The 26,390-nt window shown below is 64.1% G+C and carries 20 protein-coding genes; 10 read left to right on the forward strand and 10 right to left on the reverse strand.

Annotated elements, in window-relative coordinates:
- Nucleotides 1-20 precede the first annotated feature (20 nt).
- Entirely contained in the window at nucleotides 21-893 is an 873-nt protein-coding gene (gene map, locus PSV40_RS02500; protein WP_300533733.1) for a type I methionyl aminopeptidase, read from the reverse strand.
- 208 nt (nucleotides 894-1,101) lie between these two features.
- On the opposite strand from map, the gene purL reads away from it, so the two are divergent.
- The 4 genes from purL (at nucleotide 1,102) to PSV40_RS02520 (ending at nucleotide 8,806) form a co-directional block, all read left to right on the forward strand.
- Nucleotides 1,102-5,211: a phosphoribosylformylglycinamidine synthase gene (purL, locus tag PSV40_RS02505; protein WP_300533736.1), complete on the forward strand. Its 4,110-nt coding sequence runs from the start codon at nucleotides 1,102-1,104 to the stop codon at nucleotides 5,209-5,211.
- Between the two features lie 31 nt (nucleotides 5,212-5,242).
- Nucleotides 5,243-6,247: a 2-hydroxyacid dehydrogenase gene (locus PSV40_RS02510; RefSeq protein ID WP_300533739.1), complete on the forward strand. Its 1,005-nt coding sequence runs from the start codon at nucleotides 5,243-5,245 to the stop codon at nucleotides 6,245-6,247.
- Nucleotides 6,248-6,254: 7 nt separating this feature from the next.
- Nucleotides 6,255-7,796, forward strand: a complete 1,542-nt coding sequence (locus PSV40_RS02515; RefSeq protein ID WP_300533741.1) for an L-lactate permease — start codon at nucleotides 6,255-6,257, stop codon at nucleotides 7,794-7,796.
- A gap of 179 nt (nucleotides 7,797-7,975) precedes the next feature.
- Complete coding sequence (locus tag PSV40_RS02520) at nucleotides 7,976-8,806, forward strand: DUF2189 domain-containing protein (protein WP_300533743.1); 831 nt, start codon at nucleotides 7,976-7,978, stop codon at nucleotides 8,804-8,806.
- On the opposite strand, the gene PSV40_RS02525 is transcribed toward PSV40_RS02520, so the two are convergent.
- The 3 genes from PSV40_RS02525 to PSV40_RS02535 all read right to left on the reverse strand — a co-directional run bounded on the left by PSV40_RS02525 (nucleotide 8,803) and on the right by PSV40_RS02535 (nucleotide 12,148).
- On the reverse strand, nucleotides 8,803-9,582 hold the full coding sequence (locus PSV40_RS02525) for a slipin family protein (protein ID WP_300533746.1): 780 nt from the start codon (nucleotides 9,580-9,582) through the stop codon (nucleotides 8,803-8,805). The genes PSV40_RS02520 and PSV40_RS02525 overlap by 4 nt on opposite strands.
- Before the next feature lie 19 nt (nucleotides 9,583-9,601).
- Nucleotides 9,602-11,065 carry a nodulation protein NfeD gene (locus PSV40_RS02530; protein ID WP_300533749.1) on the reverse strand — a complete coding sequence of 488 codons (1,464 nt, stop codon included), beginning with the start codon at nucleotides 11,063-11,065 and terminating at the stop codon, nucleotides 9,602-9,604.
- A 231-nt stretch (nucleotides 11,066-11,296) separates the two neighbouring features.
- Entirely contained in the window at nucleotides 11,297-12,148 is an 852-nt protein-coding gene (locus PSV40_RS02535; RefSeq protein ID WP_300533750.1) for a metal-dependent hydrolase, read from the reverse strand.
- Between the two features lie 209 nt (nucleotides 12,149-12,357).
- Here PSV40_RS02535 and PSV40_RS02540 point away from each other — a divergent pair, with 209 nt between their 5' ends.
- Nucleotides 12,358-14,778, forward strand: coding sequence for a catalase (locus PSV40_RS02540; protein ID WP_300533753.1), 2,421 nt, complete (start codon nucleotides 12,358-12,360; stop codon nucleotides 14,776-14,778).
- 85 nt (nucleotides 14,779-14,863) lie between these two features.
- Here the strand turns inward: PSV40_RS02540 and PSV40_RS02545 are convergent, their stop codons facing one another.
- From PSV40_RS02545 to PSV40_RS02570, 6 genes are all read right to left on the reverse strand, one after another.
- On the reverse strand, nucleotides 14,864-15,649 hold the full coding sequence (locus PSV40_RS02545; protein WP_300533755.1) for a peptidylprolyl isomerase: 786 nt from the start codon (nucleotides 15,647-15,649) through the stop codon (nucleotides 14,864-14,866).
- Nucleotides 15,650-15,707: 58 nt separating this feature from the next.
- On the reverse strand, nucleotides 15,708-16,037 hold the full coding sequence (locus PSV40_RS02550; RefSeq protein ID WP_300533797.1) for a BolA family protein: 330 nt from the start codon (nucleotides 16,035-16,037) through the stop codon (nucleotides 15,708-15,710).
- Complete coding sequence (locus PSV40_RS02555) at nucleotides 16,037-16,657, reverse strand: septation protein A (protein WP_300533758.1); 621 nt, start codon at nucleotides 16,655-16,657, stop codon at nucleotides 16,037-16,039. Before PSV40_RS02555 ends, PSV40_RS02550 begins: the two co-directional genes overlap by 1 nt.
- A 242-nt stretch (nucleotides 16,658-16,899) precedes the next feature.
- On the reverse strand, nucleotides 16,900-17,310 hold the full coding sequence (gene msrB / locus PSV40_RS02560; RefSeq protein WP_300533760.1) for a peptide-methionine (R)-S-oxide reductase MsrB: 411 nt from the start codon (nucleotides 17,308-17,310) through the stop codon (nucleotides 16,900-16,902).
- Nucleotides 17,311-17,343: 33 nt separating this feature from the next.
- Nucleotides 17,344-18,822 (reverse strand): protein adenylyltransferase SelO, encoded by a 1,479-nt coding sequence (locus PSV40_RS02565; protein ID WP_300533763.1) that lies wholly within the window; start codon nucleotides 18,820-18,822, stop codon nucleotides 17,344-17,346.
- A gap of 55 nt (nucleotides 18,823-18,877) precedes the next feature.
- Nucleotides 18,878-19,573 carry a Crp/Fnr family transcriptional regulator gene (locus PSV40_RS02570; protein WP_300533765.1) on the reverse strand — a complete coding sequence of 232 codons (696 nt, stop codon included), beginning with the start codon at nucleotides 19,571-19,573 and terminating at the stop codon, nucleotides 18,878-18,880.
- A 348-nt stretch (nucleotides 19,574-19,921) separates the two neighbouring features.
- Between PSV40_RS02570 and PSV40_RS02575 the strand changes: the two genes are divergently transcribed.
- From PSV40_RS02575 to PSV40_RS02595, 5 genes are all read left to right on the forward strand, one after another.
- Nucleotides 19,922-21,550 carry a 3-(methylthio)propionyl-CoA ligase gene (locus tag PSV40_RS02575; RefSeq protein ID WP_300533768.1) on the forward strand — a complete coding sequence of 543 codons (1,629 nt, stop codon included), beginning with the start codon at nucleotides 19,922-19,924 and terminating at the stop codon, nucleotides 21,548-21,550.
- 190 nt (nucleotides 21,551-21,740) lie between these two features.
- Nucleotides 21,741-22,973, forward strand: a complete 1,233-nt coding sequence (locus PSV40_RS02580) for a branched-chain amino acid ABC transporter substrate-binding protein (protein ID WP_300533771.1) — start codon at nucleotides 21,741-21,743, stop codon at nucleotides 22,971-22,973.
- Nucleotides 22,974-23,054: 81 nt separating this feature from the next.
- Nucleotides 23,055-24,089, forward strand: coding sequence for a branched-chain amino acid ABC transporter permease (locus tag PSV40_RS02585; RefSeq protein WP_300533774.1), 1,035 nt, complete (start codon nucleotides 23,055-23,057; stop codon nucleotides 24,087-24,089).
- A 3-nt stretch (nucleotides 24,090-24,092) separates the two neighbouring features.
- Nucleotides 24,093-25,382: a branched-chain amino acid ABC transporter permease gene (locus PSV40_RS02590; RefSeq protein ID WP_300533777.1), complete on the forward strand. Its 1,290-nt coding sequence runs from the start codon at nucleotides 24,093-24,095 to the stop codon at nucleotides 25,380-25,382.
- 148 nt (nucleotides 25,383-25,530) lie between these two features.
- Nucleotides 25,531-26,301 carry an ABC transporter ATP-binding protein gene (locus tag PSV40_RS02595; RefSeq protein ID WP_300533780.1) on the forward strand — a complete coding sequence of 257 codons (771 nt, stop codon included), beginning with the start codon at nucleotides 25,531-25,533 and terminating at the stop codon, nucleotides 26,299-26,301.
- The last annotated feature ends 89 nt before the right edge of the window (nucleotides 26,302-26,390 follow it).

Consider the following 26,390-nt stretch of genomic DNA (forward strand, 5'->3'; position numbering starts at 1 on the left):
CGGCGCGGGGCGCAGCCGGCTCAGGCGGCCGAATCGGCGGTCGAGGAGGTCTCGGCCTTGGCCGTGGCCGCCTGCGGCGCCGGCTGTGGCACAAAGTCCGGGATGGCCGGACTGCCGGCCGACAGCGTCAGCACTTCATAACCGGTATCGGTCACCAGGATCGTGTGCTCCCACTGCGCCGACAGCGAGTGGTCGCGCGTGACGATGGTCCAGCCGTCTTTTTCAGGGCCGTCCTTGATGTCGCGCTTGCCGGCGTTGATCATGGGCTCGATCGTGAAGGTCATGCCGGGCTTGAGCTCTTCGAGCGTGCCGGGACGGCCGTAATGCAACACCTGCGGATCTTCGTGAAAACGCTGGCCAATGCCGTGGCCGCAGAACTCGCGCACGATGGTGAAGCCCTGTTTTTCAGCGAAGGTCTGGATCGCATGCCCGATGTCACCCAGCCTGGCACCGGGTTTGACACGCATGATGCCGTGCCACATCGCCTCGTAGGTGACCCTGCACAGGCGCCTGGCCGCAATCGACACGTCGCCGATCATGTACATGCGGCTGTTGTCGCCGAACCAGCCTTCCCTGGTGATCACGGTGACATCGATGTTCATGATGTCGCCTTTGCGCAAGGGCTTGTCGTTGGGAATGCCGTGGCAGACCACGTGGTTCAGCGAGGTGCACAGCGAAGCCGGGTAGGGCGGGTAACCGGGTGGCTGATAACCCAGCGTGGCAGACACGGTGCCCTGCACGTTGACCATGTAGTCGTTGGCGAGTTTGTCGATTTCCCGGGTGGTGACACCGGCCTTCACGAAGGGCGTGAGGTAGTCCAGCACCTCGGAAGCCAGCTTGCAGGCGACCCGCATCCCCTCGATGCCTGCTGCGTCTTTGTACGTAATACTCATGGGAAGATTATCCCACTGCCACACCGGCACTGCATGGCACCCCTCTTTGCCCGGTCTTTGGCAGGCCCGGCCGGACGCGGCCCGGCACCGACTCACTGATAAAATGGCGGGTTAACGCGACTCCCCCAGCCTTCTGCGCCTGCAGGCGGTGTTAAACCCCAAAACAGCTTGTGAGCTGCCCACCTCCCACTACAAGGCCACCGCCACCGTGACCCTGCATCTGACGACTCTCGAGGGCGACGCCCACGGTATCAGCGCCCTGAGCGACTTCCGCGTCCAGCAACTGCTTCCCCGCCTGCAAGCCATCGCGCCCGCCATCAGCGGCATCAGCGCCCGATTTGTGCATCTGGTGGCGACCGACAGCCCGCCGGGCGAGGAACTCAAGGCCCGCCTGGCCGCGCTGCTCAGCTACGGCGAACCGGCGGCGCCGGCCGATGCGGACGGCCTGCTGTTCATCGTGTCGCCGCGGTTCGGCACGGTGTCGCCCTGGGCCTCCAAGGCCACCGACATTGCCCACAACTGCGGCCTGGCCATCAAGCGCATCGAACGATGCACCGAATACCGCGTCAGCCTCAAAGCCGGTTTTTTCAGCAAGAATGCCCTGACCGATGCCCAGCGCGAGCAGGTCGCCGCCGTGCTGCACGACCGCATGACGGAAAGCGTGATGACCGACCGGGCGCAGGCCGCCGGCCTGTTCACCGAGCTGCAAGGTGCGCCGTTGCAAACCATCAACGTGCTGGCCGGTGGCAAGGCCGCGCTGGAAGCGGCCAACAGCGAGTTCGGCCTGGCGCTGGCTGCGGACGAAATCGATTACCTGGTGAACGCCTTCACCCAGCTGCAGCGCAACCCGACCGACGTCGAACTCATGATGTTCGCCCAGGCCAACAGCGAACATTGCCGCCACAAGATTTTCAACGCCGATTTCACGATCGACGGCGTGGCCCAGGACAAAAGCCTGTTCGGGATGATCCGCAACACCGAAAAGCTCAACTCGCAGCACACGGTGGTGGCCTATTCGGACAACGCCTCGGTGATGGAAGGCGTCCACGTTCAGAGGTTTTATGCCAAATCGGCCTCCAGCCCAGAAGGGACGGGCGCAACCAGCTATCAAACCTATAGCGCCACGGACGACGTGCTGATGCATGTGCTGATGAAGGTGGAGACGCACAACCACCCGACGGCGATCTCGCCATTCCCCGGCGCCTCGACGGGCGCCGGCGGTGAAATCCGCGACGAAGGCGCGACCGGGCGCGGCTCCAGACCCAAGGCCGGCCTGACCGGTTTCACCGTGTCCCGCCTGTTCGACGGCGAGGATGAGGGTTATGGCAAGCCGGAGCACATCGCCAGCCCGCTGCAGATCATGACCGAGGGCCCGCTGGGCGGCGCGGCCTTCAACAACGAATTCGGCCGGCCCAACCTGGCCGGTTATTTCCGCGAGTACGAACAAACCGTGGGCGGCCAGCGCTGGGGTTACCACAAGCCCATCATGATCGCCGGCGGCGTCGGCACGATTGACGCCGGCCTCACCAAGAAAATCCTGTTCCCGGCCGGCACCTTGCTGATCCAGCTCGGTGGCCCCGGCATGCGCATCGGCATGGGTGGCAGCGCCGCCAGCTCTATGGCCTCGGGCGCCAACGCGGCCCAACTCGACTTCGACTCGGTGCAGCGCGGCAACCCGGAGATCGAGCGGCGTGCCCAGGAAGTCATCAACCAGTGCGCCCAGCTCGGCAGCGCCAACCCCATCCTGGCGATCCACGACGTGGGTGCCGGCGGCCTGTCCAATGCCTTCCCCGAACTTGTCAACGACGCGGGGCGCGGCGCTCGGTTCGATTTGCGCGCGGTGCCGCTGGAAGAAAGCGGCCTTTCTCCCAAGGAAATCTGGAGCAACGAGAGCCAGGAACGTTATGTGATGGCGATTGCGCCGGAATCGCTGCCGCAGTTCCAGGCTTTTTGCGAACGCGAGCGCTGCCCGTTTGCGGTGGTGGGTGTGGCCACCGAAGAACGGCAACTGGTGGTGTCGGATGCAGGGGAGCCCCTCACCCCAGCCCTCTCCCCAGAGGGGCGAGGGAGCGATATTCAAAAGCCCCCTCTCCCTCTGGGAGAGGGCAGGGGTGAGGGCATCCCCGTCGACATGCCGATGAACGTGCTGCTGGGCAAACCGCCCAAGATGCACCGCGACGTGAAGTCGATCCGCAACGAGATCAAACCCATAACCCTGACCGGCGTCGACCTTCAGAAAAGCGTGATCGCCGTCCTGAGCCACCCGACCGTGGCCTCCAAACGCTTCTTGATCACGATTGGTGACCGCACCGTGGGCGGGCTGACGCACCGTGACCAGATGGTCGGGCCCTGGCAGGTGCCGGTGGCCGACTGTGCGGTCACGCTCGCCGATTACCAGGGTTTTGCCGGCGAAGCCATGAGCATGGGCGAACGCACACCGCTGGCCGTCGTCAATGCGGCAGCTTCGGGCCGCATGGCGGTCGCCGAAGCCATCACCAACTTGCTGGCCGCGCCGATCGAACTTCCGCGTGTGAAGCTTTCGGCGAACTGGATGGCGGCCTGCGGCGAGCCCGGTCAGGACGCGGCGCTCTACGAAACCGTCAAGGCGGTCGGCATGGAACTCTGCCCGGCCCTGGGCGTATCGATTCCGGTCGGCAAGGATTCGCTGTCCATGCGCACGGTCTGGAGCGACGGCGAGGGCGGCAAGAAAGTCACCTCGCCGGTGTCGCTGATCGTCAGCGCGTTTGCGACGCTGGCCGATGTGCGCGGCACGCTGACGCCGCAGCTCGACGCGGAAGAAGCGGACAGCACGCTGATCCTGATCGACCTCGGCAAGGGCCAGGCCCGCATGGGCGGCTCCATCCTCGCGCAGACGCTCGAGCTCGAAGGCGGCGCCGTGCCGGACCTCGACGACCCGCAAGACCTGGTCAACCTGGTCAACGCCATCAATGCCTTGCGCGCCCAGGGGCAGGTGCTGGCCTACCACGACCGCAGCGACGGCGGCCTGCTGGCCACGGTTTGCGAAATGGCTTTTGCCGGCCATGTGGGCGTCTCGCTCAACATCGACATGCTGCTGGTCGAAGGCGACGGCATTTCCGACAGCCGCATGGACAGCGGCGACAGCAAGAACTGGGCGTCGCAGGTCGGCGCGCGCCGGGAAGAGCTCACGCTCAAGGCGCTGTTCAACGAAGAGCTGGGCGCGGTCATCCAGGTGCGGACCGAGGCACGCAATGCCGTGATGCAGACCCTGCGCGAACATGGCCTGTCCAGATTCAGCCACTTCATCGGCAAGACCCGGCCGCAACATGCCTCGCTCGAGGTGGGCAAGGGCGAGATCCTGGTCTGGCGCGATACCAAGGCGGTCTTCAGCGCGAAACTGCAGGACCTGCACCAGGTCTGGGACGCCGTGAGCTGGAAGATCAACCAGCAGCGCGACAACCCGGCCTGTGCCGATGCCGAACACGCGGCGGCCGGCGATCCAGCCGATCCCGGCCTGCATGTGCACCTGACGTTCGACCCGGCCAAGCGGCCGCAAGCGCCGGCGCTGAACCTGTCGCGGCCCCGGGTCGCGGTGCTGCGCGAGCAGGGCGTCAATTCGCATGTGGAAATGGCTTACGCCTTCACCCAGGCCGGCTTCGAGGCCTGTGACGTGCACATGACCGACCTGCAGACCGGCCGCGCGCAGCTGGCCGACTTCACCGGCGTGGTGGCCTGCGGCGGTTTCAGTTATGGCGACACGCTGGGTGCCGGCATAGGCTGGGCCCGTTCCATCACCTTCAACCCGGCGCTGTCGGATCAGTTCAAGGCGTTTTTCGGACGCACCGACACCTTTGGCCTGGGCGTGTGCAACGGCTGCCAGATGTTTGCCGAGCTGGCCGACATCATTCCGGGCGCCGAAGCCTGGCCACGTTTCACGACGAACCGCAGCGAGCGTTTCGAAGCCCGCCTGAGCCAGGTCGAAGTCCTGGAATCGCCCAGCCTCTTCCTGCAGGGCATGGCTGGCAGCCGCCTGCCGATTGCCGTGGCGCATGGCGAGGGTTATGCCAACTTTGCGTACCGCGGCGATGCCGGGAAAGTGATTGCCGCGATGCGTTTCACCGACCACCACGGCCAGCCGACCGAAGCCTACCCGGCCAACCCCAATGGCAGCGCCGGCGGACTGACCGCCGTGACGACGCCAGACGGCCGCTTCACGGCCATGATGCCGCACCCCGAACGTGTGTTTCGCAATGTGCAGATGAGCTGGACGGACCAGGACATCAGCGCGCCCAGCCCGTGGATGGAGATCTGGCGCAATGCGCGCCGGTGGGTGCGGTAGCATCGCCTGAACAAAGCTCTGGGAGGCCCTCATGCGCGTCGCAGTCTTCAGTACCCGACCCTATGACCGCCAGTTTCTGGATCGGGCGAACCGTGAGCAGCGCCACACGCTGACCTACCTCGAGCAGCGGCTGGACGCCAGCACCGCGTCCAGCGCAGAGGGCTCGAACGCCGTCTGTGCCTTTGTCAATGACAGGCTCGATGCCCAGGTACTTGAGGCCCTGCACCGCCTGGGTGTTCAACTGGTGGTTTTACGCAGTGCCGGCTTCAACCATGTGGACCTTGCCGCCGCGGCGGGGCTGGGTATAGCCGTTGGCCGGGTCCCCGAGTATTCGCCTCACGCGGTGGCTGAACACACGGCGGCGCTGGTGCTGACACTCAATCGCAAGATACATCGGGCCTATGCCCGGGTACGCGAGGGAAACTTTGCACTGGACGGCCTGCTCGGGTTTGACTTGCATGGCCGGACGGTCGGGGTGATTGGCACGGGCAAGATCGGTGCGTGTTTTGCAGGCATCATGGCCGGCTTCGGCTGTCGGCTGCTGGCCTTTGATCCGCATCCGAATCCCGCTTGTGTGGCGTCCGGGGTGCGCTACGTTGGTCTGCCTGAACTGCTGGCGCAAAGTGACATCGTCAGCCTGCATTGCCCACTCACGCCGGCCACGCGGCATCTTATCGACGCCGCGGCGCTGGCCGCCATGAAACCTGGCGCCATGCTGATCAATACCAGCCGGGGCGCGGTGGTCGACACCCGCGCCGTGATTGCCGCCCTCAAGACGGGCACTTTGGGAAACCTTGGCCTGGATGTCTACGAAGAAGAGGCGGACCTGTTTTTTCGGGACCTGTCCGGCGATGTGCTGCATGACGACATTTTTGCGCGCTTGCTGACCTTTCCCAACGTCGTGGTGACCGGCCACCAGGCATTCTTCACCGAAGATGCGCTGGCCGCCATCGCCAGCACGACGATGGACAACCTGGACACCTTCGAGCGGGAAGGGCGCCCGGCCCATCCAGTCTCAGTCGAACGCCTGGCCTGAACAAGCCATGACCGGCGGGACAACAAGCTCGACGGTTGCGGTGCTGCTGGCGGCGGTGCCCGTCCTGGCCATCCTGGGGTTGATGCTGGGATGGCGTTGGTCGGCAGCCCGGGCGGGTCTGGTCGGGCTGGCTTTGGCTGGCATGCTGGCGCCCTTGGCTTTTGGTTTCGGTGGCGCGAGTGCCCATGGCCTGGCGGGCGAATTTGCCGCCGTCGGCGCAGAGGGCGCGTTCATGGCTGCGACCATCCTGTGGATTCTGTGGCCAGCACTTGCGCTACATCACCATCAGCAGCAACGCGGCGCCATTGATGCGATACGCAGCGGCCTCGGCCGACTGACCGCCGGGCGATCCCTGCAGGCACTGCTCGTCGGATGGTTCCTGGCGCTGTTCTTTGAGGGTGCGGCGGGGTTCGGCACACCGGTCGCATTGACGGCGCCTATCCTTGTTGGGTTGGGCATACCGGCCGTGCAAGCTGTCGTGCTGGCCTTGCTGGGGCATGCCGTGGGCGTGTCCTTCGGTGCTTTGGGGACGCCGGTGCTGGCCCAGGTGGCGCTCACGGGGCTCGATGCGGTGGACATCGCGTGGCGCACCGCGCTGCTGCACGCGTTGCTGGGTGGTTTGCTGATGCTGTTTTTCATGCGGGTGCTCGCTACCGGCGTGAACGCTGACAAGCCGGATCAGGCGCGCGAGGTGTTACCCATCGCCTGGCCGGTTCTGGCCGCAGGAAGTTTTCTGTTGCCCAGCCTTGCACTGGCCGCGTTGCTTGGCCCGGAACTCGCAACCCTGGGTGGGGCACTTGCCGGAGGCGCCATTTTCACCGCTGTGCTTCGCTGGCGAACCCGCGGGCACGCGAACCCGGGGCCGGCACCTGGCCTCGGCCGGGCCTTGTGGCCCTACGGCGTGCTCATCGCACTGGTGCTGTTCACGCGTGCTCCGCCGGTGAGCGGCTTGCTTGCCAGCGTGAAGCTGCACTGGCAATGGGCGGGCGGCTACGGCGGCAGCATGCAGCCGCTGGTTCATCCGGGCACGTTGTTGCTGTTGGCCTTGCTGATCGGCGCGCGCCTGCAGCACGTGCCCTTCAAAGATGTAGGGTCTTCGCTCGCGCATGCCGCCCGCCAACTTCTGCCGGTATCCGCGGCTCTGCTGGCAATGTTGTGCCTGTCCCGGCTGATGTTGCACGCGGGCATGATCGCCGCGCTGGAAAACGCTGCCGTAAGCGGCGTGGGACATAGCTGGTCGCTGGTGGCGCCCGCAGTGGGCGCACTTGGCAGTTTTGTGACCGGATCAGCCACTGCGTCGAATGTGCTGTTCACTTCACTTCAGGCGCAGACGGCCCAGGCACTCGGGCTCCCTGTTGCGCTGATGGTGGCAGCACAAGGCTTTGGCGCGGCCATCGGCAATATTGTCTGCCCCCACAACATTATTGCCGGCGCCGCCACCGTGGGTCTGGCGGGGCGCGAGGCCGACATTTTGCGCCATACCTTGTGGCCCTGTGCCATGTACCTGGTGGCCGGCGGACTGCTGGTGGCCGGCCTCGCCATCTGGTGAGAGCGAGCCGGCCACCAGGGGCAGCTCTGGCACGACGCCAGGAAATGGATGAAATAGGCCTCAAGCCCTTGATGGCTATGCGCTGACAGCTATTTAAAAGATAGCAAATAGCAGGCCATCCGAGGCTCGCCCCGGGTTGGTCCTGATGCGCCGGGGCGTTGCGCGCGGTTCAATGCCTCATGAACGCCTCTGCCCATCCCCCCGAGTCCTCCACCGAAGCCCCTGCCACGCCGCCAGCGCCGCAGGTTCGCGTGTTGCAGCCGTTGCGCCTGGGCGACCCCGTGCGCTGGCTGCGCGCCGGCTGGCATGACCTGATGGCGGCGCGCGGCATTGCCCTGTTCTACGGCCTGTGTTTCTGGCTCATGGCCGTGGTGCTGGGCGCGGTGTTCCGCAACCTGCCGCAGTACACCATGTCCTTTGTGTCGGGCTGCTTTCTGGTCGGCCCCTTCCTGGCCATGGGGCTGTACGAGTCCAGCCGGCGGCGCGAGCAGGGGCTGCCGCAGAGCCTGGGCGCCTCGCTGACCTGCTGGGATAAACATCTGGGCAGCATGGGCATGCTGGTGCTGGTGGTGATGCTGCTGGAGCTGCTGTGGGGACGGGCCTCGCTGGTCGTTTTTGCCGTGTTCTTCAACACCGGCATGCCGAGCACGGCCGGCGTGCTGAAGGCGGTTTTCAACCCCCAGAACTGGCAATTCATCGCGGTGTACACCGTGGTGGGCGGCGTTTTCGCCAGCCTGGTGTTTTCCACCTGCGTGGTGTCCATCCCGATGATCCTGGACCGGGACACCGATGCCATCACCGCCGGCATTGCCAGCATCCAGGTGGTGGCGGGGCGCACCGGCCCCATGCTGGTCTGGGGGGCACTGATCGTGCTGCTGGTCCTCGGCGCGATGCTGCTGCCCTGGGCGCTGGGCCTGCTGGTGGTCGGCCCCTGGCTGGGGCATGCGAGCTGGCATGCCTACCGCGGCAGCTTCACCTGGGAGGCGCCGGCGCCAGCACCGGGGGATTAAGAGGCCCCAGCCCCGGGTTTTCCCTTGTCGAGTACCCGTGCCAGCAAATCCATCGGCAGCGGAAAAACAATGGTGGACGCGCGGTCGCCGGCCACCTGCGTCATGGTCTGCAGGTAACGCAGCTGCATCGCTTCGGGCTGCTGCGCCAGCATCTGCGCGGCCTCCAGCAGGGCCACCGCGGCCTGCTTTTCCCCCTCGGCGTGGATGACCTTGGCGCGGCGTTCGCGTTCCGCTTCAGCCTGGCGCGCGATGGCGCGCACCATGGATTCGTTCAGGTCGATGTGTTTGATTTCCACATTGGTGACCTTGATGCCCCAGGCGTCGGTCTGCGCGTCCAGGATCTGCTGCACATCCAGGTTCAGCCGTTCCCGTTCGGCCAGCATTTCGTCGAGTTCATGTTTGCCCAGCACCACGCGCAACGTCGTCTGCGCCAGCTGGCTGGTGGCCATCAGGTAGTCTTCCACCTGGATAATGGCCTTTTGTGGATCGACCACGCGAAAAAAAACCACGGCATTGACCTTGACCGAGACGTTGTCGCGCGAGATCACGTCTTGCGGCGGCACGTCCATGGTCACCACCCGCAGGTCAACGCGCACCATCTGCTGGATGCCCGGGATCACGATCACCAGCCCCGGCCCCTTGACGCGCCAGAAGCGGCCCAGCTGGAAAACCACGCCACGCTGGTATTCGCGCAGAACGCGAAACGAGCTGAAGGCAAGAACCAGCAGCAGCGGCAACAGCACACTGCCGAGTCCCAGGTTGAAGTCCAAAAACATGATGAAGCTCCTTTCAGGGTTACATTTCTTCCAGATCGTCGGATCGCACTTCCAGCGTCAGGCCATTTACCGCCACCACGCGGACCCGTTGCCCCGGCAGCAAGGCTTGGGGGCCTTGCACCTTCCAGCGTTCGCCATGGACCTGTGCCCAGGCGCCGTCTTCTCCGACGGCCAGCACCCGCGCAGTCGCGCCCACCATCTCCTCCTGCCCGCTGACCACCGGGCGGCGTCGCGCGCGCAGGGCCATGCCGCCGCCCAGCAACACCAACGCGGCAGAGCTGGCGGTCAGCCCGAAGATCAGTGGCAGCGGCAGGCCCAGGCCCGGAACGTCGCGGTCGAACAGCAACAGGCCGCCGGCGATGAACGCGACAGCGCCGCCCACGCCAAGCACGCCAAAGGCCGGCGTCAGGAGTTCCGCGGCAAACAGTGCCATGCCCAGCAGAATCAGCGCCAGCCCGGCGTAGTTGACCGGCAGCATCTGCAGCGCAAACAGCGCCAGCAACAGGCAGATGGCGCCGGTCACCCCGGCCACGCCAAAACCCGGCGACGAGAACTCGAACATCAAGCCGTAGATGCCTATCATCATCAGGATCAGCGCAAAGCTCGGATTGGCAATCACCGACAGCAGCCGCTGCCGCCAGTCGGGCAACACGGTCTCCTGGCCCAGGCCCCGGGTGGCGAGCTTGACATCGCCCGCTGGCACGCGGACCGTGCGGCCGTCGACCTGTGCCAGCAGGTCAGGCACATCCCGGGCAACCACGTCAATCACCTTCTCCCGCAGCGCCTCGGTGGCCGTCAGGCTGACCGCCTCGCGCACCGCACGCTCGGCCCACTCGGCATTGCGCCCGCGCTGCTGGGCCAGCCCGCGGATAAAGGCCGATGCATCGTGAACCTGCTTGGCGGTCATGGCGTCGGCCATGTCCATAGGCGGCGTGCCGGCTTTTTTTTCGTCCTTCGCCGTTTCGCCCCCACCCTTGTCCGGGCTGTCGCTCCTGCGGTCCGCAGGTGGCTTGCGTTCCATGCCCGGCATGCCGATGGCCACCGGCGTGGCTGCGCCCAGTGTGGTGGCCGGCGCCATCGCAGCGATATGGGCGGCGTACAGGATGTAGGTGCCGGCACTGGCGGCGCGTGCTCCCTCGGGACTGACATACACCGCGACCGGTACAGGCGATGCAAGAATGGCCTGGATGATCTGCCGCATGGAAGTGTCCAGCCCACCCGGCGTGTCCAGCCGGATCACCACCAGGGGCGCACCCGCATCTTTTGCTTTCGCGATGCCACGAATCAGGTAGTCGGCGCTGGCAGGTCCGATGGCATCGCGCACTTCCAGCACCAGCACCGGGGCGGCTGCCGCCGATGACATGGCGCAGCCCCACAGGGCCGCGGCAGCAAGCGCACGGGCGGCCCGCGCCTTGCACCGCGCGAATCCAGGCGGTCGCGTGATGAGACGGAAAATGCCCGAAAACACAGGTACTGACCACATACACATCTCCTGGCGCCATGTTGCTGGACAGACAAGTCGGGGCGCGTACCGTGATGGTTCCGGTCAGCGCTGCCATATCAAATCAATCTAGCACAGGTCCCGTTGGGTCGCCCGACGGCAAGCCGGAAAACCCAGTCTGCGTTTGACCAAGGTCAAGCAGGACGTCGGCTACCGGATGCGCGCGCGTCAGTCGCGGCAGGCACGGCCTCCGGAGGGGCGGCGGGGCCTGTATCAGAAGTCGAACTTCTGCCCAGGCTCCAGCGACAGCATGCGCGGCGTGCCGGGCGCGGAACCCAGTGCTGCATTGAACTCCGCCGGCGTGCCGCGCAGTACCGGCGTGGTGCCGTAGTGGATGGGAATGGCGAACTTGGGGCGGATCATGTCGCGCACCGCCATCGCGGCGTCCACCGGGTTCATGACGAAGTGGCCGCCGATGGGAATCATCACCACATCAGGCCGGTACATGTCGCCGATCAGCCGCATGTCGCCGAACACGCCGGTATCACCCATGTGCCAGATCCTGAAGCCGTTTTCCATCTCGAGGATGAAGCCCACCGGCTCGCCGCCGACATGGACCTCGTCCTTGTTGGTCGTCGGGTTTTTCCAGGCAAGTTCCGACGAGTGTTCGGCGCGCACCGCCGTGATTTTCACGCCGTTCGGGCCAAAGGGCATGATGGTGCCGCCCTTGCCGAAGCGCGGTGCCAGTTCGGCCGGCAGGATGCCCAGCGCGGACACCGTCTGGTTCATGCCGGCCGGGCCGTACATAGGCACCTTGTGCATTTTGGCCAGCGCCGGCGCATCGGCAAAGTGGTCGAAGTGGGCATGGGTGACCAGGATCAGGTCGACCTTGCCCAGCGCTTCCAGCGCCCTGAAATTCGCCGGTGTCTTGGGATTGGAGGTCAGCCAGGGGTCGATCATGATGACCTTGCCCGTGGGCGTGGTGATGCGCGTGGCGGCCTGGCCGAGCCAGAGCACTTCCGTCTTGCCGCTTTGGGCGAAGGCCGCGGTGCTGCACAGCGCCAGCAGCGACAGGACGCCGAGGACGCCGCGCAGCAGCGCGGCATGAACAGTGTGAGTTTCCATGGCAGATCCTGGTTGGTGGGTATGCCACCCATTTGACGTGACGGCCGCGGCCTTCGTCAACCGGGAAGCCCCGCGGGTCGCCTGGTTTCCCGGTGAGCTCGCCCTCCGGTTTTCCGTCCTGCGCTCAGGACCTTGTCCTACACAGCGCAAGGGGGCGCAATCCTACGGTGATCAGTGGCGATTTTGCCTCTACCAACTTCCTCAAAACCATGCCCAAAACCAACCCGCCGGCCGACATACGCAAACCGGGCGCCCAAGCCGCCGCACGCAACACCGACAGTGGCCCCGCGCACCTGCCGTCCGACACCGGTGCCGACCTGCCCGCCGAAAAAATGGCCCAGGTGGAGGCCCTGGTGGCGGCCATGCCGCACAACCCGACCAAAGCTGCCGAGCATGGCTTTGCCAACGCCATCGCCCCCCAGCGCGGGGCCACGGTGGAGCCCGCATCGAGGCTGCCCGGTGGCAGCACCCTGACCGAGGACAATGGTTCCGAAAAAACCGGCAGCGTCGCTCCGGAAGGCCTCAACGCCACCATCGAGCCGCTGGACCGCGTGCGCGTCGATTCCGCCGGCCGCGTCCTCACCACCAACCAGGGGGTGGCCATCGCCGACAACCAGAACTCCCTCAAGTTCGGCTTGCGCGGCCCGGCCCTGCTGGAAGATTTTGTACTGCGGGAAAAACTCACCCACTTCGACCATGAGCGTATTCCCGAGCGCATCGTGCATGCGCGCGGTTCGGCAGCGCACGGTTTTTTCGAAGCCTATGAACCGCTGACGCGTTTCACCAAGGCGGCGCCTTTCAAGGAAGCCGGCAAGATCACACCGGTGTTCGTGCGCTTTTCGACCGTGGCCGGCGAACGCGGCTCCAAGGACACGGCGCGCGACGTGCGCGGTTTTGCCGTCAAGTTCTACACCGACGAAGGCAACTGGGATCTGGTCGGCAACAACATGCCGGTGTTTTTCATCCAGGACGCGATGAAGTTCCCCGACCTGGTGCACGCCGTCAAACCCGAGCCGCACCACCAGATGCCGCAGGCCGCCAGTGCGCATGACACCTTCTGGGACTTCGTCTCGCTGATGCCCGAGTCCACCCACATGCTGATGTGGGTGATGTCCGACCGCGCCATTCCACGCAGTTACGCCACCATGCAGGGCTTCGGGGTGCACAGCTACCGCTTTGTCAACGAGGCGGGCGAGTCGGTGTTCGTCAAGTTCCACTGGGAGCCGAAATACGGCACGCACTCCCTCGTGTGGGACGAGGCGGTGAAGATCTCCGGCGCCGACCCGGACTTTCACCGTCGCGACCTGTGGGAGCGCGTCGAGTCGGGTGCCTATCCCGAATGGGAACTGGGCGTGCAGATCTTCTCCGAAGCGCAGGCGGAGGAATTCAGCTTCGACATCCTCGATGCCACCAAGCTCATTCCGGAAGAACTGGTGCCGGTGCAGAAAGTGGGCCGCATGGTGCTGAATCGCAACCCCGACAATTTTTTCGCGGAAACCGAGCAGGTCGCTTTCTGCACCGCGCATGTGGTGCCGGGCATCGATTTTTCCAACGATCCCCTGCTGGCCGGGCGCATCCATTCCTACGTGGACACGCAGATCACGCGGCTGGGCGGGCCAAACTTCCATGAAATCCCGATCAACGCACCGATTGCCCAGGTGCACAACAATCAGCGCGATGGCATGCACCGCCAGGCCATCCACCGTGGCCGGGTAGCGTACGAGCCCAACTCGCTGGCCGGGGGTTGCCCCTTCCAGGCCGGCGCGGCTCAAGGCTTTGTGACGGTGGCCGAGCGACTGCAGGCCAAAGAGGAGCAGGCCAAGGTTCGCGGCAAGCCCGAGAAGTTTGCTGACCACTACACCCAGGCCACGCTGTTTTATGAAAGCCAGACACCGGTCGAGCAGGCGCACATCGCGGCCGCCTTCCGCTTCGAGCTGAGCAAGGTCACCGTGCCCGCGATCCGCGAACGCATGGTGGGCTCGCTGCGCAATGCCTCGGAGGCGCTGGCCCGCAAGGTGGCCGATGGCCTGGGCATGGACGTTTTGCCCGCAGCACTGCCACGGTCACTGGCGAAGCCGGCCAAGCCCGAGGTGACGGTGTCACCGACGCTGTCGCTGCTGGCCAGGCCCGGTGACGGCTCCATCCAGGGCCGCAAGGTGGCCATTCTGGTGGCGTCCGGTGTGGCCGGCGACTCGATCGCGCAGGTGCAGGCCGCGCTGTTTGCGCAGGGCGCCGTGCCGCGCCTGGTGGCACCGCGCATTGGACCGGTCGCCACGCTGGAAGGCGATACCCTGGAGGCGGACGCCTCGCTGGAAAATGAACCCGGTTTCCTGTTTGACGCCCTCGTGCTGCCCGACGGCGAGCAGGCCGTGGTGGCGCTGGCAAGGGACGGGCACACCATGGAGTTCATCAAGGACCAGTACCGCCACGGCAAAACCCTGCTGGTGCTGGGCGCCTCGAGCGCGCTGATCGACAAGGCCGGGCTGCCGGCCGCCTTGCCGGGCGGCAAGGCCGACCCTGGCCTGCTCATGGCCGACGCCGCCACGGCCTCCAGCGCGATCGAGGCGTTCATGACAGCGCTCGCCGGGCCGCGGCATGCCGCAAGGGAAACCGACCCGCCCGTGGTCTGAGCCTCGGGGCAGACGTAAAAAAAAGCGGCTCGAGAGCCGCTTTTTTTCTTGCAGGGGTGGCTGACGCTTCAGCCGGCCCCGGTGATCACTCGACCTTGGCCTTTTCGCGCAGGCCTTGCTGGAAGGCTGCGAGTTTTTGCTGCTGCATCTGCTGGGCGATCTGCGGCTTGAGTTCCTCAAACGGCGGCAGCTGGGCGGTGCGGATGTCATCCACGCGGATGACGTGGTAACCGAACTGGGTTTTCACCGGCACGTCCGTCAGCTGGCCCTTGTTCATCTTGGTCATGGCTTCGGCGAACTCCGGCACGTAGCTGCTCGGGTTGGCCCAGTCCAGGTCGCCCCCGTTGGCGCCGGAGCCGGCGTCTTTGGAGGACTTCTTGGCGATGTCTTCAAACTTGCCGCCTTTCTTCAGGCTCGCGATGATGGCTTTGGCTTCGTCTTCCTTTTCCACCAGGATGTGGCGCGCCTTGTACTCCTTGCCGCCGTTGGCTGCGACAAACTTGTCGTACTCGCCCTTGAGGTCGGCATCGGTCACCGGGTTTTTCTTCTGGAAATCGGCAAACAGCTCGCGGATCAGGATGGCCTGGCGGGCCAGTTCCATCTGCGTCTTGAAGTCGTCGCTGGCCGACAGGCCGAGTTTCTCGGCTTCCTGCATGAACACTTCCCGGGCGATGACTTCTTCCTTGATCTGGCCCTGCATTTCGGGCGTGACCGGACGGCCGGAGCGCGCCAGTTGCTGCGCCAGCGCGTCAACGCGGGCCTTGGGCACGGCCTTGCCGTTGACGATGGCAATGTTCTGGGCAAATGCACCCGATGCGCCCACGGCCATCAGGCCGGTCAGCGCGCTTGCCAGTAAAAGATGTTTTTTCATGGTTTCCTTGGGGACTCTTTGGAGGGGTGAGTGGGGGCCCCGTTTCCGGGTGCACAAATCAGGGGGTTTTAATGATTTCAATGGCCAATGCATGCAGGCCCTGGTCTATGAAATTTTGCAGTGCATCATACACAAGCCGGTGGCAGGCCACGCGGCTTTTCCCGGCAAACGCCGGGCTCGCAATCCGCACGCGAAAGTGGCTGCCGAAGCCCTGGGCATTGGCCCCCGCATGGCCGGCATGCGCCGCGCTTTCGTCGATCACTTCCAGCAGGCTCGGGCTCAGGCGATCGCGCAGTTGTTCCTCGAGCCGGACCGTGTGGACGGGCAGGGCGGTGGTGGGGGTAGATGGGGTAGATGGGGTAGATGGGGTAGATGGGGTAGATGGCATCATGGTTCGGTCTTGACGTGTTTGTTCAGGAAGACAGCCTGCGCCAGCACAAAAACCAGCATCAGGCCCATGCCGCCGAACAGCTTGAAGTTGACCCAGGTGGCTGTGGGGAAGTTGAACGCCACCCACAGGTTGAGCACCCCCATCACCGCGAAAAACGCTATCCAGCTGTAATTGACCTTGCGCCAGATGGCGTCAGGCAGGGTCATCTGCGCGCCCATCAGCGACTGAATGCCGTTTTTACCGAACACCAGCTGCCCGACCAACAGCGCGCCGCCCATGACCCAGTAGAGCACGGTGGGTTTCCACTTGATGAAGCTTTCGCTGTGGAAATAAATCGTGGCACCGCCCAGCATGGTCACCAGCCCCAGGCTGACCCACAGCATGGTGTCTATCTTGCGGCCGCGCGCCACCAGCCAGAGGATCTGCGCCATGGTGGCCAGAATCACCACCACCGTCGCCAGCAACACCGGCGCCTCGGCGGTGCCCACCACGCCACCCGAGACCATGAAGCCAAGCCAGTCGGTCGCCGTCTGGGCAGACCAGGCGGTGTTGGCCTCGGCGTACTTGAACATGCCGAAGAAAAGAACAATGGGCAGGAAATCGAACAGAATTTTCATGGGCAGATTATCGCGGAGCAAGAGGGAACAAAAGGAGTTGGCTTGACTTTAGGGTGCCCGACCTGCAAGCAGGGGCCGCGGATCTGGCTTTGCCGGGCCGCAGGCGCAGCGGCCCCCTCGGGGGGCAGGAAGCGACACGCAGTGCGCGACCGTGGGGGCTGTTTTTCCGCAGGGCCGCCCCAAGGAAAAATGCGCCCCCTCGGGGGGGCAGCGCAGTACACGAAGTGACGAGCGTGGGGGCCTCACTCCTTTTTGAAGTCCAGCGAGGCGGAATTCATGCAGTAGCGCAAGCCGGTGGGGGTCGGCCCATCCGGGAACACATGGCCCAGGTGGGCGCCGCAGTGGGCGCAGACGGTTTCGGTGCGTGTCATGCCGTAGGCGCGGTCCACATGTTCTTCGATCGCGCCTTCTTTTACTTCCTGCGAAAAGCTGGGCCAGCCGCAGCCCGCGTCAAACTTGGACGAGGCGTCGAACAGCTCAGCATCGCAGCAGATGCAGCGGTAAGTGCCCGGCGCAAAGGTCTTGTCGTACTTGCCAGTGAAGGCGCGTTCGGTGGCCGCCTGGCGCGTCACCTGGAAGGCGCCGGGTTCGGCCCCTTTGTCGGCGAGCAGGGCTTTCCACTCGGCATCGGTTTTCTGGATTTTGGGGGGCATGGTTCTACCTTTCGAGACGATCTTTAATCCTGCTTACGAACTGCAGCTGATTTCGATGGAGGCCGCCCAGTCGGGCGGAAAACCGGCATGGCTGTCGTGGCCCGGATGTTCTTCAAATGGGGCCTGCAGCAGGGTCAGCAAGGTGTTGACCCCGGAAAAATCTTTTAGTTTCGCGGCCTGGATCGCCTGTTCGCCCAGATGGTTGCGTAACACGTACTTCGGATTGTTTTTAAGCATCAAATCGGCCTGTAGCCCAATATCGGCGTGCGCCAGGCGCTCTGAATACTGTAGCGCCCAGGCATCAAAGGCGGCCCGGTCCAGAAACAGGTCGCGCACCTTTTCACGCCCCGGCGGCGTGCCGAAATGGCACAGGCGGCGCCAGAACATGGTGTAGTCCACCTTGTCTGCGGCCAGCAGCTTGAAGGTGGTTTCGATCAGGGCCTTGTCTTGCGGGCGAGCATCCGGCAGGCCGAGCTTGGCACGCATGCGCGCTTCCAGCGCCTCGGGAAAAACGGTTTTGTAGGACTCCAGCGCGGCCAGCGCCTGGTCCTGCGCCTCGATCAACGGCAGCAGGGCCTGCCCCAGGCAAAACAGGTTCCAGTAGGCAATGTTGGGCTGCTTGTTGTAGGCGTAGCGGCCCTGCGTGTCCGAGTGGTTGCAGACGTGGCCGGGGTCAAACGCATCGAGAAACTGGAAAGGGCCGTAATCGATGGTCAGGCCCAGGATGCTCATGTTGTCGGTGTTCATCACGCCGTGGCAAAAACCGGTGGACTGCCACGCCGCCATCAGGTGGGCCGTGCGTTCGCTGACGGCCTGCAGCAGGGCGGCATAAGGCTGGGGGCTCTCGCGGCAGGCGGGGTAAAAATGGTCGATCACGAAATCGGCCAGCACCTTGAGCTGTTCGTGTTGGTCGCTGTAGCTGAAATGCTCGAAGTGCCCGAAACGGATGAAACTCGGCGAGGTGCGTGTCACCACGGCCGCCGTTTCGATCTCTTCGCGGCGGACCCCGGCGTCAGAGCCTGTGACACACAGGGCGCGCGTGGTCGGAATGCCCAGGCCATGCATGGCCTCGGAGCAGAGGTATTCGCGGATCGAGCTGCGCAGCACGGCGCGGCCATCACCCATGCGGGAGTAGGGCGTCATGCCGGCGCCCTTGAGCTGCACTTCCTGCGATCCGTCGGGGGTGGAAATCTCGCCAAGCAGGATGGCCCGGCCGTCACCGAGCTGGCCGGCCCACTGGCCGAACTGGTGGCCGCTGTAGACGCTGGCCAGCGGCTGCGAACCCGGGGCCACCTGGTTGCCGGTGAACAGCGCCAGCGCTTCCTGGGATGCAAACCAGGCCTCGTCCAGACCCAGTTCGCGGGCCAGGGCCTGGTTGCGGCCGACCCAATACGGTGCGGGCAGGGGGCTGGGAAGGCGATCAGTATAAAAATCCGTGCCCAGCCCGGCAAAGCGGTTGGCCCATTTCAGGCCTGGGATCGCCGCAAGCGGCTCGCCGATGACAGAGTTCATGCGGTCATTGTCCTATGGCACAAGCAGCCCCGTGCCGGTGGGGTTAAAGCAGGTCCTACGCCGAGGCCTCAGGCCGGACGGCATACGCAGCCAGGGCCGGTTCCTCAAGCATGGCGACACGGCCAAACTCCAGCGACACCAGGCCCTCCTGTTCCAGCGTCTTGAGGGCCCGGTTGACCGTCTGCCGCGACAGCCCGGCCAGATGGCCGAGTTCCTCCTGCGACAGGACCAGCCGGCGCCGGCCCTGCCAGAACACCCGGGTCAGGTACAGGGCCACGCGCTGCTCCGGGGAGCGCAGGCGCTCCGCCTCGATGAGGGTCATGGCCTGGCCCAGGCGCCGGTTCAGGTGCGCAACCAGAAAGTGGTTGAAGGGCAGGCTGTGGGCCAGCAATTCGTCAAACTGGGCGCGCGGCAGGCATAGCAGCAGGGTGTCGCGCAGGGCAATCACGTCATACCGGCGCGGCTCGGTTTTCAGGACCGAGCCCTCGCCAAACCATTCGCCATCGGGTACCCCGAGAAAAGCCGAGACCCGACCGGCGCAGGAGGTGCTTTGCAGCTTGACCAGTCCCGACAGCACCGCATACCAGCCCTTGACCGGCGACCCCGCCGCCAGCATGACCTCGCCTTTGCGGCCCGACAGCGTGAGGGTGCGCTCCAGCAGGCGGGTCTGGGTGTCGGCGGACAGGGCGGCAAACCACGGCTGGCCGCGCAGAAAGCGGTGGTGCGGAAAAACGGCTTCTTCAAGTGACATGGGGGCGATTGTCTCCGCAGCCGCGGCGCACCACGTGGCCGGTATGGGCAGGGCCGGGCGTCACGGGAGCGCCATGGGGTTTGTACCTAGAAACTGTCGGAGCAGCGACATCTCTTGCCGGCCCGGAAGCAGCGGCGCACAGTGCGGCATGGCGGTTCGCGTTGCGGGCTCAGCATCTGGCCGACCGTGATGCACGTCAAGAAAAAACAAAAACACCGTCCCTGCGCTGTCGCCAAGGCGCTGATTGAGTCGGTGGCGGGTCCGGAACCCGCATCACGGGCGTTACCATGCGCTTACCAGGCTGCCGAACGGCACAGAATTTTTACCGGACAAGAAAGGAAACAAAACATGTTGGGTTTGATGCAAAACCAGCCACTGCTGATTTCATCGCTGATCGATTTTGCGGAGCGCCATCACGGCGATGCAGAGATTGTTTCGCGCCGTGTCGAAGGCGACATTCACCGCTACACCTATCGGGACGTGGCGCGCCGCTCCCGCCAGGTGGCCGGCGCACTGGATGCGCTCAAGCTGCAGTTCAGCGACCGGGTCGCCACGCTGGCCTGGAACGGCTACCGCCACCTCGAGCTGTATTTCGGCGTCAGCGGCTCCGGCCGTGTGCTGCACACGCTGAATCCGCGTCTGCATCCCGACCTGGTTGCCTGGATCGCCAATCACGCCGAAGACCAGGTGCTGTGTTTTGACATGTCCTTCCTCCCGCTGGTTCAGGCTTTCCATGCGAAATGCACGACCATCAAGCACTACATCGCGCTGTGTGATGCGGACAAGCTGCCCATGGACAGCGGCATTCCCAACCTGAGCAGCTACGAGGCCTGGATCGCCCCCCATTCGCCGGACTACAGCTGGCCCAGTTTTGACGAAAACTCGGCCTCGAGCATGTGTTACACCAGCGGCACCACGGGCAACCCGAAAGCGGCGCTGTACAGCCACCGCTCGACCATCCTGCATGCCTACGCCGCGGCGCTGCCCGACGTGATGTGCCTGAGCGCACGCGATTCCATCCTGCCGGTGGTGCCCATGTTCCACGTCAACGCCTGGGGTATCCCGTATTCGGCCGCGTTGACCGGTGCCAAGCTGGTGTTTCCCGGTCCGGCGCTGGACGGCAAGTCGATTTATGAACTGATCGAAGCCGAGAAGGTGTCCTATGCCGCCGGCGTACCCACCGTCTGGCAGATGATGCTGGGCCACATGAAGCCTGCCGGCCTGACATTCTCGACACTCAAGCGCACGGTCATTGGCGGCTCGGCCTGTCCGCCCGCGATGATCCATGCCTTCCAGGAAGACTACGGCGTCGAGGTGCTGCACGCCTGGGGCATGACCGAGATGTCACCGCTGGGCACGCTGTGTACGCTGAAGAACAAGCACCTGGACATGTCGAAAGACGAGCAGATGAAGATCCGGCTCAAACAGGGGCGTGCCATCTACGGCGTGGACATGAAAATTGTCGACCCCGAGGGCAAGGAAATCGTCTGGGACGGCAAGGCCTTCGGGGACCTGCATGTGAAAGGTCCCTGGATCGTCGCCGCGTATTTCAAGGGCGAGGGCGGCAACCCGCTGGTGGACGGCTGGTTTCCGACCGGCGACGTGGCCACCATCGACCCCGATGGCTACATGCAGATCACCGACCGCAGCAAGGACGTGATCAAGTCCGGCGGCGAGTGGATCAGCTCCATCGACATCGAAAACATCGCCGTGGCGCATCCCGCCGTGGCCATGGCAGCGTGCATTGGCGTGAAACATCCCAAGTGGGACGAGCGGCCCATCATTGCCGTGGTGAAAAAACCGGGCGCCGAAGTCACCCGCGAGGAATTGCTCGGTTTCTACGAAGGCAAGACGGCCAAGTGGCAGATTCCCGACGACGTCGTGTTTGTCGATGCGATTCCCCTGGGCGCGACCGGAAAAATGCTCAAGACACGCCTGCGCGAGCAGCTCAAGGATTACACCTTGCCGGGCGTGTGACACCCACCTTGCCGCGGCTGGCAACGGCTTTGGCTGCGCGGTTCATTCCGCGCTGCAGAATGCCCGGATTTTTCTGCCGCGGCGCTTTGTCACCTGCGCGATAGCCAGGCCGGTTTTTACGGGCAATCCCCTACGCTGCAGCGCACAAAAACTTGTACTCTGCCCATATCAGTTAACAAGGAGACATTTGATGAAATTGACCATGAAAATTGTTGCAGCGTCGGCCATGATGATGGTTGCCGGTGTGTCCTTCGCCCAAAAGGGCGAAACCGTCAAAATGGTCAGGATTGACCCGCTGACCGGGCTGCTTGGGCCGGTGGGCGTCAGCCAGATCAAGGGTTACCAGTTTTTTGCCGAAAAATTCAGCGGCGCCGGCAACCCGGCCGGCGTGAAGTTCGAAGTCACGCCCATCGACAACAAACTCAGCCCCGCAGAAAGCCTGAACGCGCTGAAAGCCGCCATCGACCAGGGCGCGCGTTACATCATTCAGGGCAATGGTTCTTCGGTCGCCATGGCACTGTCAGATGCTGTCACCAAACACAACGAACGCAATCCCGGCAAGGAAGTGATTTACCTCAATGACTCGGCCGTGGATCCGGACCTGACCAACAGCAAGTGCAGTTACTGGCACTTCCGCTTCGATGCCGACACGTCGATGAAGATGGAGGCCATGTCCAGCTTCATGGCCGACCAGAAAGACATCAAGAAGATCTACCTGCTGAACCAGAACTACTCGCACGGCCACCAGGTTGCCAAGTTCGCCAAGGAGTCCCTGGGGCGCAAGCGTCCGGATATCCAGTTCGTGGGCGAAGACCTGCATCCGCTGGCGCAGACACGTGACTTCGCTCCGTACATCGCCAAGATCAAGGCCTCGGGCGCCGACACCGTGATCACCGGCAACTGGGGTTCCGACCTCTCCCTGCTGATCAAGGCCGCCAATGAAAACGGCTACACCGGCAAGTTCTTCACCTACTACGCCGGTGTGACGGGTACCCCGACCGCGCTGGGCACCAATGGTGCCGGCCGCGTCTACCAGATCGCCTACAACCACTACAACATGGGTGGGCAAATGGAAAAGTGGATGAAGGAGTTCAATGCCAAGTACAACGACGACTTCTACACCGGCTCGACCATCCGCATCTTCGAGATGCTGGGTGCTGCCATGGCCAAGGCCAAATCCACCGACCCGGTGAAAGTAGCCGCCGCGATGGAGGGCCTGAAGGTCAAGAGCTTCAACGGTGAAGTCGAAATGCGCAAGACCGACCACCAGCTGCAGCAACCGCTGTACATGTCGGTCTGGCAAAAGGCCGATGCAAAGTACCCCTACAGCCCCGAGAAAACCGGCATGACGCTGGCGGTCCTGAAAGAGTATCCCAACTATGTCTCGAGCACGCCGACCAGCTGCCAGATGAAGCGCCCGTAATCAAAAGCGCTTGAAACAGAGCCCGAGCGGGTCTGCCGTATCGGGCTCTTTTATTTTTACCGTTGAGGAAGGTCAGCAGGAATGGAGTTTTTCATCATCTCGATGCTGAACGGGCTGAGCTACGGGCTTTTGCTGTTCATGCTCAGTTCCGGGCTCACGCTGATTTTCAGCATGATGGGCGTCCTGAATTTTGCGCACGCCAGTTTTTACATGCTGGGCGCGTATGTGGGCTACACCGTGGCCCAGTTCGTCGGCTTCTGGCCCGCGCTGGTCGCCGCCCCGCTGGTGGTTGGCGCCCTGGGCGCATTGTTTGAGCGCCAGTTTTTGCGCAAGGTGCACAAATTCGGGCATGTCCCCGAATTGCTGATCACCTTCGGGCTGTCTTACGTGATTGTCGAACTGGTGCAGTTGATCTGGGGCCGCATTGCCGTCGAGTTCCATCCGCCCGCAGCACTTCAAGGTCCTGTCTTCACCCTGATCAACGATTCCGTCAAGGGCCTGAGCCTGATCTGGGGTACCGCGCCCGCGGAGCTTTGCAGCGCTGCCGATGCCGCCGTGCGGATTGTCTGCTCGCCGTTTCCCGCCACCCGGGGTTTCATGATGCTGGTCGCGCTGGTGATGCTGGCTTCCGTCTGGCTGCTGCTGACCCGCACGCGCATTGGCATGGTGATCCAGGCCGCGCTGACACATCCGGAAGCGGTGGAGTCCCTGGGCCACAACGTTCCCCGCGTGTTCATGATGGTGTTCGGTGCGGGCTCCGCCCTGGCGGGGCTGGCGGGCGTGATCGGCGGCAGCACCTTTCTCACGGAACCGGCCATGGCCGCCACTGTGGGCTCCGTCATCTTCGTGGTGGTGGTGGTTGGCGGCATGGGCTCCCTGTCGGGGGCGTTCGTGGCGTCCTTGCTGATCGGCGTCATCCAGACCTTCGCCGTGGCTTTCGACTATTCGCTGGCGACCCTGGCGCAACAGATCGGCTTGCCGCTCAGTGCGGGCGTGGCCGACAACTCCTACATCAAGCTCACGCTGTCGCAGGTGGCGCCCATCCTTCCCTACCTGTTCCTGGTGCTCATCCTGATCTTCAGGCCCCGCGGCCTGCTGGGCAAGCGGGAGGGCTGATTCATGAAAAACCATTACCAATTTGCGCCACTCAACATCGGGCGCTGGCTCACCTGGGGGCTGTTTGCCCTGGTTCTCGCCGTCGCGCCGCTGATGTTTGGCAGCGGGCTGGCCATGACCGTGCTGTCCCAGATGGGCATTGCCATCATCGCCTGCCTGTCCTACAACATGCTGCTGGGGCAGGGCGGCATGCTGAGTTTCGGCCATGCGGTGTACACCGGCCTGGGCTCGTTTCTGGCCATTCACGCACTCAACAGCGTCGGCAACGGCTCCTTGCCGCTGCCGGTGTCGCTGGTACCCATGGTGGGCGGACTGGCCGGCGTGGGGTTTGCGGTGCTGTTCGGTTATGTCACCACCCGCAAGTCCGGCACGACCTTTGCCATGATCACGCTGGGGCTGGGTGAACTTGTCTTTGCGCTGTCGCTGATGATCCCGGAATTTTTTGGCGGGGAAGGTGGCGTGTCAGGCAACCGGGTGACCGGCAGTGCCCGGATGGGCATCACCTTCGGTCCGCAGATCCAGGTGTATTACCTGATCGCCGCCTATACCTTTGTCGCCGTCGGCGCCATGTTCGCCTTCACGCGTACTCCCCTGGGCCGAATGCTCAATGCCGTGCGCGACAACCCGGAACGTGTGGAGTTTGTGGGCTACGACACCCAGAAGGTCCGCTACATCGCCTTCATCATTGCCGGTTTTTTTGCCGGCATCTCCGGCGGGCTGGCGGCGCTCAATTTTGAGATCGTTACCGCGGAAGTGGTCGGGGCCGCACGGTCGGGGGCCTACCTGCTGTTCACCTTCCTGGGCGGCGCCACCTTCTTTTTCGGGCCCATCATTGGCGCCATCCTGATGGTGCTGGCCTTTGTGCTGCTGTCCGAGTTCACCAAGGCCTGGCTGCTCTATCTGGGCCTGATTTTCGTGTTCATGGTCATGTATGCCCCGGGCGGCATTGCCAGCCTGATCATGATGAACCTGCGCGTGGCACTGTATGGCAAGCTCAGGCAGCTGTGGGTCAGCTACCTGGCGCTGGCGGTCACCGCGCTGGTCCTGCTGCTGGGCGCCGGCGCCATGATCGAAATGGTTTACCACCTGCAGCTCAACACCACGTTGGGGTCCCAGCTTCAGTTCCTGGGCGTGCCGCTGGACGCGAAGAGCGTCAACAGCTGGTTCGGTGCGGCACTGGTCATGCTGACCGGGCTCGGCCTGTTCGAGGTCACCCGCCGGCAGTTCCTGCACGAATGGGGCGAGATCCAGGAATACATTGAAAAAGAAATCAAGCGCAGGGAAAGTCTATGAGCCCCCACGCTTGTCACTACGTGTACTGCGCTGCCCCCCGGGGGGGCGCTGCGCCTGCGGCCCGGCAAAGCCGGTTCCGCGGCCCCAATTGGTACAGACGGTACCCTGGCCCCGCCGTGTACGGTGCACTGGCTGGGTGGAAAATAATATGACCTACGCACTTGAACTCAAAGACTTGCGCAAGAGTTTCGGCAAGACCGAAATCATCCGCGGCGTCAATCTTGCAGTGACCGCCGGAGAGCGGGTCGGCATCATCGGCCCCAATGGCGCCGGCAAGTCCACGCTGTTCAACCTGATCAGCGGACGCTTCGCGCCCACCAGCGGCGAGGTTCTTCTCAACGGCCAGCGCATCGACGGCAAGAAGCCGTTCGAGATCAACCGGGCCGGCCTGTCGCGCAGCTTCCAGATCACCAACATCTTCCCCAAGCTCAGCGTGTTCGAGAACCTGCGCTGCGGCGTGCTCTGGAGCCTGGGCTACAAATACACCTTCCTGAAGTTCCTGGCCGACCTTGACGACGCGAACGAGCGCGCGGAGGAACTCATGCAGATGATCAAGCTCGACAAAAAACGCGACGTGCTGGCCATCAACCTGACCTACGCCGAGCAGCGTGCGCTGGAAATCGGCATCACCATTGCCGGCGGCGCCAACGTCATCCTGCTCGATGAGCCGACCGCCGGCATGAGCCGCAGCGAAACCAGCCGCTTCATCAGCCTGATCAAGGAAGTCACGGTCGGCAAGACCCTGCTCACGGTGGAGCACGACATGGGCGTGGTGTTTGGGCTGGCCGACAAGATCGCGGTGGTGGTCTATGGCGAGGTGCTGGCCTTTGACGTGCCCGAAGCCGTGCGCGCCAACCCGCGCGTGCAGGAGGCCTACCTGGGTTCTGCCGTGGCCGATTCCCAGGCGGGAGGACACTGACATGGCCCCCACGCTTGTCACTTCGCGTACTGCACGAGGCCTTGCAGGCCGCGGCTCGCGAGACGCTTCGCCTCTGTCGCCTGTCCAAA

The organism is Polaromonas sp., from assembly GCF_029945925.1.
Taxonomy (GTDB): Bacteria; Pseudomonadota; Gammaproteobacteria; order Burkholderiales; family Burkholderiaceae_C; genus Polaromonas.

What these genes read in the sequence shown, in the direction of transcription:
- map (WP_300533733.1), bottom strand. Translation starts at nt 893, where the DNA reads ATGAGTATTACGTACAAAGACGCAGCAGGCATCGAGGGGATGCGGGTC.
- PSV40_RS02535 (WP_300533750.1), bottom strand. Translation starts at nt 12,148, where the DNA reads ATGGAAACTCACACTGTTCATGCCGCGCTGCTGCGCGGCGTCCTCGGC.
- PSV40_RS02570 (WP_300533765.1), bottom strand. Translation starts at nt 19,573, where the DNA reads ATGTCACTTGAAGAAGCCGTTTTTCCGCACCACCGCTTTCTGCGCGGC.
- PSV40_RS02510 (WP_300533739.1), top strand. Translation starts at nt 5,243, where the DNA reads ATGCGCGTCGCAGTCTTCAGTACCCGACCCTATGACCGCCAGTTTCTG.
- PSV40_RS02590 (WP_300533777.1), top strand. Translation starts at nt 24,093, where the DNA reads ATGAAAAACCATTACCAATTTGCGCCACTCAACATCGGGCGCTGGCTC.
- PSV40_RS02565 (WP_300533763.1), bottom strand. Translation starts at nt 18,822, where the DNA reads ATGAACTCTGTCATCGGCGAGCCGCTTGCGGCGATCCCAGGCCTGAAA.
- msrB (WP_300533760.1), bottom strand. Translation starts at nt 17,310, where the DNA reads ATGCCCCCCAAAATCCAGAAAACCGATGCCGAGTGGAAAGCCCTGCTC.
- PSV40_RS02595 (WP_300533780.1), top strand. Translation starts at nt 25,531, where the DNA reads ATGACCTACGCACTTGAACTCAAAGACTTGCGCAAGAGTTTCGGCAAG.
- PSV40_RS02540 (WP_300533753.1), top strand. Translation starts at nt 12,358, where the DNA reads ATGCCCAAAACCAACCCGCCGGCCGACATACGCAAACCGGGCGCCCAA.
- PSV40_RS02545 (WP_300533755.1), bottom strand. Translation starts at nt 15,649, where the DNA reads ATGAAAAAACATCTTTTACTGGCAAGCGCGCTGACCGGCCTGATGGCC.
- PSV40_RS02515 (WP_300533741.1), top strand. Translation starts at nt 6,255, where the DNA reads ATGACCGGCGGGACAACAAGCTCGACGGTTGCGGTGCTGCTGGCGGCG.
- PSV40_RS02550 (WP_300533797.1), bottom strand. Translation starts at nt 16,037, where the DNA reads ATGCCATCTACCCCATCTACCCCATCTACCCCATCTACCCCATCTACC.
- PSV40_RS02580 (WP_300533771.1), top strand. Translation starts at nt 21,741, where the DNA reads ATGAAATTGACCATGAAAATTGTTGCAGCGTCGGCCATGATGATGGTT.
- PSV40_RS02575 (WP_300533768.1), top strand. Translation starts at nt 19,922, where the DNA reads ATGTTGGGTTTGATGCAAAACCAGCCACTGCTGATTTCATCGCTGATC.
- PSV40_RS02525 (WP_300533746.1), bottom strand. Translation starts at nt 9,582, where the DNA reads ATGTTTTTGGACTTCAACCTGGGACTCGGCAGTGTGCTGTTGCCGCTG.
- PSV40_RS02530 (WP_300533749.1), bottom strand. Translation starts at nt 11,065, where the DNA reads ATGTGGTCAGTACCTGTGTTTTCGGGCATTTTCCGTCTCATCACGCGA.
- PSV40_RS02585 (WP_300533774.1), top strand. Translation starts at nt 23,055, where the DNA reads ATGGAGTTTTTCATCATCTCGATGCTGAACGGGCTGAGCTACGGGCTT.
- PSV40_RS02520 (WP_300533743.1), top strand. Translation starts at nt 7,976, where the DNA reads ATGAACGCCTCTGCCCATCCCCCCGAGTCCTCCACCGAAGCCCCTGCC.
- PSV40_RS02555 (WP_300533758.1), bottom strand. Translation starts at nt 16,657, where the DNA reads ATGAAAATTCTGTTCGATTTCCTGCCCATTGTTCTTTTCTTCGGCATG.